The organism is Micromonospora sp. LOL_023, from assembly GCF_048060115.1.
Classification (GTDB): Bacteria; Actinomycetota; Actinomycetes; order Mycobacteriales; family Micromonosporaceae; genus Micromonospora_E.
Genome location: NZ_JBHMIM010000011.1, coordinates 1 through 9,079, shown reverse-complemented (window position 1 = coordinate 9,079; position 9,079 = coordinate 1). Strand labels below are relative to the sequence as shown.

7 protein-coding genes are annotated in these 9,079 nt (G+C 70.5%); 4 read left to right on the top strand and 3 right to left on the bottom strand.

The genetic code is table 11. The annotated features are described in order from the left end of the window. Positions 1-2,227: 2,227 nt before the first annotated feature. Complete coding sequence (locus tag ACFHVL_RS08130; RefSeq protein WP_416626796.1) at positions 2,228-2,986, bottom strand: TIGR02996 domain-containing protein; 759 nt, start codon at positions 2,984-2,986, stop codon at positions 2,228-2,230. A gap of 2,167 nt (positions 2,987-5,153) precedes the next feature. Here ACFHVL_RS08130 and ACFHVL_RS08125 point away from each other — a divergent pair. Continuing rightward, entirely contained in the window at positions 5,154-5,996 is an 843-nt protein-coding gene (locus tag ACFHVL_RS08125; protein ID WP_416626643.1) for a DUF6406 domain-containing protein, read from the top strand. 625 nt (positions 5,997-6,621) lie between these two features. Here the strand turns inward: ACFHVL_RS08125 and ACFHVL_RS08120 are convergent. After that, positions 6,622-6,840, bottom strand: a complete 219-nt coding sequence (locus ACFHVL_RS08120) for a hypothetical protein (RefSeq protein ID WP_416626641.1) — start codon at positions 6,838-6,840, stop codon at positions 6,622-6,624. 322 nt (positions 6,841-7,162) lie between these two features. Between ACFHVL_RS08120 and ACFHVL_RS08115 the strand changes: the two genes are divergently transcribed. The 3 genes from ACFHVL_RS08115 (at position 7,163) to ACFHVL_RS08105 (ending at position 8,506) form a co-directional block, all read left to right on the top strand. Further along, complete coding sequence (locus ACFHVL_RS08115; RefSeq protein WP_416626640.1) at positions 7,163-8,002, top strand: helix-turn-helix domain-containing protein; 840 nt, start codon at positions 7,163-7,165, stop codon at positions 8,000-8,002. Next, positions 7,999-8,193, top strand: a complete 195-nt coding sequence (locus tag ACFHVL_RS08110) for a DUF397 domain-containing protein (protein WP_416626638.1) — start codon at positions 7,999-8,001, stop codon at positions 8,191-8,193. Before ACFHVL_RS08115 ends, ACFHVL_RS08110 begins: the two co-directional genes overlap by 4 nt. A 130-nt stretch (positions 8,194-8,323) precedes the next feature. Continuing rightward, complete coding sequence (locus ACFHVL_RS08105) at positions 8,324-8,506, top strand: DUF397 domain-containing protein (protein WP_416626636.1); 183 nt, start codon at positions 8,324-8,326, stop codon at positions 8,504-8,506. A 93-nt stretch (positions 8,507-8,599) separates the two neighbouring features. Here ACFHVL_RS08105 and ACFHVL_RS08100 read toward each other — a convergent pair. Continuing rightward, positions 8,600-9,079 (bottom strand): DUF6879 family protein (locus tag ACFHVL_RS08100; protein WP_416626635.1); only part of this gene is annotated, 480 nt, incomplete at its 5' end.

The following is a 9,079-nucleotide window of genomic DNA, read 5'->3' as shown; positions in this document are numbered from 1 at the left end:
TCCGCTGCCACCCGGGGTGACCATCGCCCCGGTCGCCACCATCGCGCTGCACGCCGACGGTGCCACCGTACGGGTGTCCGAGCAGGCGTCCGCCGACCATGTCCGGCGGGCGGTCGCCGCCGCGCTCGCTGAAGTCGACGCGATTGCCCAGGAACGCGCCGACGGGCTGCGTACCGACGCGACGACCGCACTCGCCGAAGGTGCCCGGCCGCAAGGCGACGGGCAGCGGCACCTGACCGCGCGGGACCTGGGTCGGCTGGCCGAGCTGCGTACCGTCGCCGATCAGCTGGCACAGGCGGGCACCGGCCGGCACGCCGACCCGGCCGAAGTGGCCCGGTTGCGCGCTGACGCGGTCGGTCTGCTGATCTCCAGTGGACTGCTGGAGCCGTACCCGGGGCATCGGGTGCACAGCCTGGTGCCGAACGTACCGCTGGTCGGGCTGGCCGCCACCGACGCCCGGTTCGCCGCCATCCGTACCCAGTTGGGGCCGGCCTTCGCGGACCTGGCCGGACTGCTCGCCGTCGCCCGGGACGCACCCGGTCTGGCCGACCAGATCCGGGTGGTGCAGGCCGATGTACGGGCGGCGGCCCGCGGCTGGGCTGCGCAGGCGACGGCGCTGCGCGACCAGGCTGACCTGGCGTTGACCGACCGGGTGGACGCGGCACTCGACGCCGACCCGCGGCATGTCTTCGACCGGCTGGTCATCGGTGGCGGCTGGGCGGCGACCGCCGACTTCGCCACCCTCGACGCGCCGCCGGACACCGGGATCGGGTTGCCGCCGGTGCTGGCGGTGTCGCAGGGCCACGACCCGTGGGCGGACCGGCAGCAGCTGCTGATGGGGCAGGTGCCGAGTGAGCTGGAGATTCCCGGGTTGCCGTTCCAGCCGGCGGACCTGGCCGACGAAGGAACCCAGTTCGCGCTCTCCAGTGACTTCGCGGCGGCGGTCGGGGCGGCCCGCGCGTACACCGGGATGCCCAGCTACCAGGGCACCGCGACCGCGATCACCCCCCGCCCGACGGACGCTGGCGACGCCACCGAATGGCCGGCTGGCGCGAACTACCAGGTGACCATCGGCGACCGCGGCTTCTACACGGCCACCGTGGACATCGCCGCCGGTCCGGGCCCGGCGAGGGTGCCGGCCGCGCCGGCGTCGACAACCGGCCGGTACGTCGACCCGGCGACTGGCTACCGGGTCGACCGGTCCGGTCCGGTGCCGGTGTTCCGGGACCCGACCGGCGCAATCGTCGACCCGGCAGCGCTGCCCGCCCAGGTCCGTGCGGTGCTCGGCGGCACGGAGAATGACTCGCCGTTGCTGGCCGACACCGCCGGCCGGCTCACCGATCCGCTGCTGGCGGATCCGGCCAGCGGCTACGCGGTCGACCCGGCGACCGGCCAGGTGTACGCACCGGACGGGCGGGCCGTGGACCCGGCGGCACTGCCCGGCGATGTCGCGCCGCGGCTCGGGTTCGACGCCGACGGCCGGTTCAGCGAACCTCGGCCGGAGCGGCCGCACGTAGACTTCGGTGGGCAGAACATCGCCGACGCGTACCAGCCGGGTGACCGGGTGCTGGTGTTCGGCGCGGGTGCCTCCGGGGCCTGGGACATCGAGCAGGCCGCCGCGTCACCGGCGGCGACGATCGACTGGTCGGCCCGCGCGGTCGGGCTGCCGCCGGCCGACCGCACCGGCGACCCGGCCCGGGACACCGAGCTGCAATTTCAGCGCAGCTTCTCCGGCGGCTACAACCGCCGCAACACCCTGCCCGACGTGGGTGCGTACGACGTGGCCGCCACCGACGGCCGGATCAGCCAGTCGCTGCGCGAGATCGTGTCCGCCCGGCACACCGTGGACGGATCGTTCCTGGTCGACTTCAGCGACGGCACCCGGCAGGAGTACGACCGGGTGGTCCTCTCCATCGGCCAGGCCCCCGAATACCCGGGTGGCGTGGGCAGTCTCGTCTCCTCGGTCGAGTTGAGCGGGCTCACCGGACCCCAGGCCGTGCCCGGCGTTCCCGACGACATCGTCGGCTTGCAAGACAGCTCCGGCAACCTGCGGGTCCTCGGCGCGGCCAGTGTCAGCCGCAGCGCCCTGCAGCGGGTGACAGCCGGAGCGGACGAGGTCAACCGGGCGCTGGGCCGCCAAGCGGCCGCGCTGCCGGCCGACTCCGCAGGGATCCTGCCGAGCATCCGATTCCACGCCCAGCGCATCGCCGAGGCCAACCGCGCCGCGTCACACTTCGTCGTACCCGACGCCGAGCCAACGCTCCCCCCAGTCCAGGCTCAGCCAGGGCAGCGGACCGTAGCGGTCGACGAGGCTTCTGCCGAACTCGGGCAGCTCGACGTGGACGGGCGATCCGTCGATGTCCTCGCCGACGGGGAAGGCGGTGACCGCGACCAGATTGTCGCGGAAGTCGACATAGCGCAGATTCGGCAGGGCGCTGGTAGCGGCGAGCCGTTCGGCCCCGACCGGGCCGATGCCGCAACCCGCCAGTCCGAGCCACCGCAGGCGGGGCAGCGCAGCGGCCCCGAGCAGCACGGACAGCCCGTCGTCGCCGATCGGGTTGTGCCCGAGGTCCAATCCGACGAGCCGGTCGAGCAGACCGCTGGCCGCGATCGCCGGGAGGTGACCGGCGACGTCGGTCAGGACCAGATGGCGTACGGGAGCCCGGCTCAGGACACGTTCGCCATGCTCGACGAAGGCGCTGCCGCTCATCGTCACCGAGTCGACGAAGCCGAGGTTGACCCGCCAGGCGGCGACGAAACCGGCGACCGGGGCGGCGATGCGCGGACCCACCCGGCGTTCCAGCCGGATCAGCCGAGGAGCGTTCACCGGCTCGATCTGCAGCCGGATGAGCTCGGCGTGGTCGGGGTCGGTGGGCTCGACGGCGTCGGCGTAGCGCAGCCGCAGGCCCAGGTCGTCGGGGTCGGCGAGGATGGCGGCGTACAGGGCGTCGCTGACGGCGGGCCGGGCGTCGCTGGCGTCGGACATGACCGCAGCGTATCGACGCCACCGACCCCTACCGGGGAGGCATCGGCCGACCCTCGGCTGACCCGGATTCGGGAGCTGGCGGGCCACTACACCGCCGCCGACCCGGGGACTCGGCTGGCGCTGCGCGCCGAGATCGGCGTACTGGCCGACCAGCTCGGCCTCACCGCCGGCACCCCCGAGTCGTACGGCCGGTGGGCGGCGCTGCCGTCGGACCTGGCGAACCTGCTGCTGCGGCTGACCACCCCGGCACTCGACCCGCAGACGGTGCTGGCGATCCTCGGCGCCGATCCGGCGACACTGACCGAGCCGCAGCGGGCCCAGCAGCGCGACTACTGGGACCGCCTCGTCCACGACGGGCACGTGCCGTTCGCGCCGCAGCTCGCCGAGCACCTGCAGCAGTTGGCGGTCGACGCCGAACACGGCCAGCGGAGCCTGCCGACGTTGCCGGCCTCCGCCGGCCAGGTGATCGGGCTACGCGCCGACCAGATCGCCCAGCTGCAGGCCGCCGATCCGGCGCTGGCCGCCCGGGTCGCCCGCGACGGCGTGTACGTCGACCTGACCGGCCAGGTCGACATCGGCCCGTACATCCTGGCGGACTCACCGCAGGTCGAGGTGGGCGGCGTACACCCTGGTTTCGACCTGGCGACTGACGCCGGCCGCCGGGCGTTGCTCGCCGAGGACGTCCGCCGGGCACATGCGACGATCACCGCGACGTACGGGTCGAGCCCGGCGATCACACAGCTGCTCGGCAGCCACAGCTTCCACTACCTGGCGCAGACCCGCACGATGGTGCTGGTCTCGGACGCGCTCACCCGGTCGATCCTCAACCTGGCACCGAGCGCGCCGGTCGAGCCCGCATCGGCTGAGTCTGCTCTGGAAGCGGCACCGTCCGTCGTCGGTCCGACCGAGATCCACGGGTACGCCGACCGCCCCACCCTGCCCGAGCCGGATTCCGGTTCCGGGGAGGCGGCACCGGAGTACGGCCGCCCGGTGGATCTGAACTCGGGCACCGCAGCGCCGCTGTGGAATGGGCTGCCCAGCCGGGAGCAGGTTGCGCAGGGAACACTTGGCGACTGCGGCATGCTCGCCTCGATCGGCGCGGCCGCCGGGCACAGCCCGCAGACGATCGGTGCGCTGTTGCAGCCGAACCCGGACGGCACCGTGGACGTTCTGCTGCACGAGAGCAGCCTCCCCGGCGGCCACACCACTGCGACCGGCCGACGGTTGCGGATCACCGTGACCCCGGACGTCCCGGTGCACGCCATGATGCCGGGGCAGGCCGCCTACGCTGACCAGTCGCAAATGGGAGCGGCCTGGGCGAGCATGCTGGAGAAGGCGCTGGCGGCGGTCGACCGGACCTGGACCGAGTCCCGGCAGGTCCGCTGGCAGCAGCAGTGGCAGAGCTGGCAGGGGCAGCCCGACCCGCACCGGGCCGCACCCCGTGGCTATGCCCGGATGGACCCCGGCAGCACCCCCGACCTGTGGGCGGAGCTGCTGACCCAGCTCACCGGCGAGCCGGCCCGCACCGGCCGGCTCCCCACCGACCCCGGCAGCGAGCCTACGGTCGAGGCGACGCTGACCCGGCTGCTGGCACAGGGCAATCCGGTGATCGCCAGCACCTTGCCGCCGCACCGCTACCAGCATCTGCCGAACGGAACGCCGCCGTACGGCCTGTATGCCGGACACGCGTACGAGGTGGTGGCGGCCCAGGATGGGCACGTATGGCTGCGCAACCCGTGGAATCATGGCCATCCGCAGCCAATGCCGGTGCGGGCGTTTCTCGACCTGATGAGTGACGGCTATGCCCATCTGGACCGTGTGCCGGTGCCGGTGCCTGCGGTAACCCGCGTCGGCGCGTCGGCGGGCGTGGCGGCCAGTACGTCGGCCGTTGCAGGGCCGGGCCGTACGGTGATCGACCGGGGCGGCGTGTACTTCGTCTACTACGCGGATCGGGGTACGGCCGGTGAGCTGGTCCAGTTGCTGGCCGTCGAGGTGGGACCGGACGGGCCACGCTCGATAGCCTGGGGTGACAGTTCTGCGGTGCTCGGGGTCGGCACGGTCCCGTCACCTGCTGTCGGCGTGGGACGCTGGCCGGTGAGCCGGGCGGAGGCGGAGCAGGTGGCCCGCAGCGAGTTGGGCTTCGAGTTGCCGGCCGAGCCGATGCTGCATGAGATGCTCGGTGGCTGATTTCTCGACGGGAAGGGGCAGAATCGTGCCGTCGCACCCCGATGTACTGGTGGTCCGGAACAACACGCAGGTGAACATGGGCACGTTCAGCCTCGGTGCAGGGGGGGCGAACCCGCGTCGGCCGGTAACCGCGCAGGTTGTGGTGGCTTTTCCCGGATCTGCCGATTCGACGACGCACCTGTTGCGGCTGGGCGAGACCTTTCCGATCGGTGCCGAGAACTGGTACTTCGCCGGGGCGCACTTCGAGAACGCCGGTCGGTGGCGGGTCACGGTGCGGCGGCTGGCACCGGGTGAGGCGCCGCCGGTGGTGGACGAGTCGACGGCGGTGACGGGCTGGCGGCCGGCGCAGCTACAGCCGTTCGGTCAGCTCGACGAGGCGCAGTTGCAGGCGCTGGAGCAGGCGTTGGGCCGCCCGCTGCCGGGGGACTACCGGCAGTGGCTGTCCCAGACGAACGGCATGCAGCCGGTGGAGCCGCAGTGGGTGCCGGGCGCACCGTTCACGCTGTTCCCGGGGCGTCCGCTGTTGGGGGTGCATCCGGAGTATCCGGCGTTCGACCTGCTGGCCGCGGAGCGGGAATGGCGGGTCGGAAAGTTGTCGACGGACTTCCTGGTGATCGCGATGCCGATGGAGGGTCTGCTGCTGGTGCGGCTGGCGGATCCCCAACCGGGCAGCGTCGGCTTCCTGCCGAAGGATGTGCTGGCCGGCCCGGGTACGCCGGATGCGATCGCCTGGCGGGAGCGGCAGGTGGTCACCACCAGCATGGGCTGGTCGTTCGGCGACTTCCTCGGCCGGCTCACCCCACTCGACGCACCGGCCACCTGACCGCCGCGTCGTTTACCGGCGCTCCGGCGCTCCGGCCGGGCAGCTGACGCCGATCCCATGATCAGTTGATGTGAATACGGTCTTCTCCCGGCGTGTCGTCCGTATTTACATCAACTGATCTTGGCGGCTTCGGCTTGGCCTTCTGGCCGGCCGGTCACGTCTGGCCGTGCAGGAGGACTCGGTAGCCGACTGACTGCCCGTACGTCATCAGGGGGCGCATCGTCGGGAGCGTCGTGGTGGCCTCGGCCGACCAGTGGTGTCCCCGGTTGCCGTCGAGTCGGCGGTGAGGTTCCGTCGACTGCTGCTGTTGCCGCCAATCGCGTTGCAGTCGTCGCAGCCGCTTGGACGCGGTCGACCGGTCGGAGCGCCAGTCCAACCACGTCCCCCGGCTTCGGCTCCGGTGTTGCGATGAGCCGGCTATTCACCACGTTGTTGCATCGGCCACGTCGGACGCCCGCACTCCGGACACCACCGTGACTTGACCTTGAACGACCACAGCCCGGCGCAGAAGCCGAGCAGCGCCGCCCCGAATACCGCTCCGAGTTCCATCATCGGCACAACCTCTCTGTTTGTGTCTGATCCGCGTGGCCGCAGCGCGGAGTGCGCGGCCCAGTCAGAGCCAGCATCAGCGCCACCACCCCATGAACCGCCAGTACAGGTATCCGGACCTGTGAAGCGGCAGGTCGGTCATGGCGTTGATCAGGCAGGTGGCCATGTAGACCGACAGCGACACCGGCGCGTCGGCGTACTCGGCAAGGAGTTCCTGGCGGCGTGCGTCGCAGGGCCACGGGAACCCGCAGCTGGCGCACATCCAGTGGGGACGGATCGGAGTGTGTGTGCTCACCGGATCTCCTCCGGCCAGTGCCCCCGGTTGATCGGGATCCGATGTCTTGCCTGGCAGGGCAGGACCGACCCGCACCGGCAAACCTGTCGCCACCGGCTCCAGGACCACGCTGGCCGGTGCCGCCTGGCCAGGGTCATCGCTACTGCGACTACGTACGCCTCGTAGGTGACGTGCTGAGACATGTTCGCCCCCTCGCATCTGCGTGGTATGGCTCATGGAGCCATTTTGCGCGCGCAGATTAGCTCCGTCAATGCCAAAGCACCATCTGATACCCCCGGGGTGTGGATGGCCTAAGAGGAGGTGTCAGGAGCACAATGTGGGCATGACGAGCCCGACCTTCGTGCGGTTCCAGCTCGGCGTGCAGCTCCGCCGGGTACGCGAGCAAGCCAACGTGACCACCGAGAAGGCAGCTGACACCATCGAAGTCTCAGCGAGCACCCTGCGTCGGATCGAGCAGGGCAGGGTCGGGCTGAAGGGTCCGGCGCTGAACGCCCTACTGGACCTGTACGGCATTACCGACACCGAACTGCGCGAGACGCTGCTGTCGATGGCGCGGACAGGGAAGCAGCGCGGCTGGTGGGCGAAGTACGGAGACCTGCCGAACTCGTACCGGCAGTACATCGGGCTGGAGTCCGCCGCGTCGACGATCCAGAACTTCGAGACACTCGTGGTGCCCGGTCTGCTCCAGACCGTCGACTACACCCGTGCGATCACCGCCGCCGACGCATCGCAGCCCACGCCGCAGGCCATCGAGGAACGGGTCGCGGTCCGGATGGAGCGACAGAAGCTGCTCACCGAGGAGAAACTTCGCCTGGTCGCGGTCATCGACGAAGCAGTGCTGCACCGCCAGATCGGCGGGCCGGAGATCATGACCAATCAGCTGGCAGCGCTGCTCGAAGCCCAGAAGCGTTGGAACGTGGTCATTCAGGTCATCCCGTTCCGAGAGGGCGCATACGCCTCGATGCTGTCGAGCTTCCACATCCTCAGCTTCGACGAGGGACCAGGAGTGGTCTACATCGAAGGGCTGACCGGAGACCTCTACGCTGAGGGTGACGATGTGCAGAGGTGCGCCAGGGTGTTCAGCAACCTGCGAGCATCTGCCCTGTCACCCACAGCATCGACCGAAATGATCAAGAAGCTCCGGGATAGGGAGACATCATGAAGGCCCTCGACAACCAGTGGCGCACGAGCAGCCGCAGCGGCGGCAACGGTGCCTGCGTAGAGGCCCGGTACGCCGACCCGGCTGCCCAGGTGCGCGACAGCAAGGACCAGGCCGGGCCGGTCCTGTCGTTCACCCCTGCCCAGTGGACCGCCTTCGTCCAGGACATCAAGACCGGCAAGTTCGAAGCCTGACACCCGTCTCGCGACGGGTTCCGTGTGGCTGAAGTCGGATGTCGGTCGTTGGGTCCAGGAGAACCGTCGATGGCTGATCCGGAGGCGTGGCCAGCTCGGGTTGGCACCGATCGGCCGAGAGGATGATCCAGTGAGCAGTGCACCCAGTTGGCGCACCAGCACCTACTCCGAAGCCGGCTCCTGCGTCGAGGTGGCCGACAACCTGCCCGGCCGGGTGCTTGGCAGGGACACCAAGGACCGCAGCGGCCCGATGCTGACCTTCGGCCCGTCCGCCTGGCGCTCGTTCGTCGAGCTGGCCAAGCACCACCACTGACCCGACACCCGGCAGCGGGTCCCGAAGGCTCGGCCAGCCCCGGACTGGGCAGGCTCGTCTGCCCAGTCCGGGTAACCGCAGCGAGCTGCGGGTCTATGGGGAGCTGGGTTGGAGGCGGGCTGCGTAGGTCCGGTGTGGCACCGACGCCGAGACGGCGGCATCACGCCAGATGTTGGCCGGATCGCTGATCAGCTCGCCGGAGACGAACCGTACTTGCTCGTCGTAGTACATCGCTACGAGCTGCGAGGAGTCGAACAGCCAGTAGTCGTAGTGCGGCAGCGCTGCCGGCCAGCTGTTGCCGGAGACCACGATGAGGCGGACGTCCTCGCCCGCCTCGACCGTGTGTTCGTAGGCCCAGCCGCATTCGAACCGGACGTAGTCGGACAGTGGCTCGGTGACAACATGGACGCGGTGCATCCGCTTGCCGGCAGACACCGCTGCCCGCACGGTGTCGCACCAGGTAGCGATCCCGGGAAACTCGCCGCGGCTCTCGCCCGCCAAGAACCGAGTGAACTCATCCTGCTCGTATGACACGTCGTACCGTTGAAGCGTCTCCAGCCGGTACGCCGTGTA

Coding starts and splice junctions, on each gene's coding strand:
- ACFHVL_RS08130 (WP_416626796.1), bottom strand. CDS start 2,986: ATGTCCGACGCCAGCGACGCCCGGCCCGCCGTCAGCGACGCCCTGTAC.
- ACFHVL_RS08125 (WP_416626643.1), top strand. CDS start 5,154: ATGAGATGCTCGGTGGCTGATTTCTCGACGGGAAGGGGCAGAATCGTG.
- ACFHVL_RS08115 (WP_416626640.1), top strand. CDS start 7,163: ATGACGAGCCCGACCTTCGTGCGGTTCCAGCTCGGCGTGCAGCTCCGC.
- ACFHVL_RS08110 (WP_416626638.1), top strand. CDS start 7,999: ATGAAGGCCCTCGACAACCAGTGGCGCACGAGCAGCCGCAGCGGCGGC.